Below are 395 nucleotides of genomic sequence, written 5' to 3'. Positions count from 1 at the left end.
GGGCCAGCCGCAGCAGCGGCGGCGGATTCGAGCAGTTCGGGCACGGTGTAAGCGACCCCGTAGAGCCGGCGCTTGGCCCCGCCCATTTCGGTCACGCTGATCCGCTCGCCCGGCCAGTCGAACAGCCGCGCGGCCGCGAAGGCGCGTTCGATGCCGATGATGAACCGGGGGCCGGCCCCCTTGATGGCACGGCTCAGGCCGGCGGGTCCCAGCCCGGCGTCCGCCACCACGATAACGGCGCCGAGCTTCAGGCAGGCGTAGATCAGGCTGGTCAGTTCGATGCCGGGCGGCACCAGCAGGTTGACGCGGTCGCCTGCTTTCACGCCGATCCCGGCCAGGCCGCCGGCGAGCAGGTCCACCTGGCCGGCGAGCTCGGCCCAGGACAGCGTCCGCTT

General features: G+C 72.4%; 1 protein-coding gene. It reads right to left on the bottom strand.

Features of this window, described 5'->3' with window-relative positions; genetic code table 11:
* The coding region (locus tag AC5RUJ_RS18600; protein ID WP_494156556.1) for an AMP-binding protein at positions 1–395 on the bottom strand (395 nt) is incomplete at both ends.

Source organism: Arthrobacter sp. Y3223164 (genome assembly GCF_059091005.1).
The sequence above is the reverse complement of the archived record's forward strand: the minus strand, read 5'-3'. Positions and strand labels throughout refer to the sequence as shown.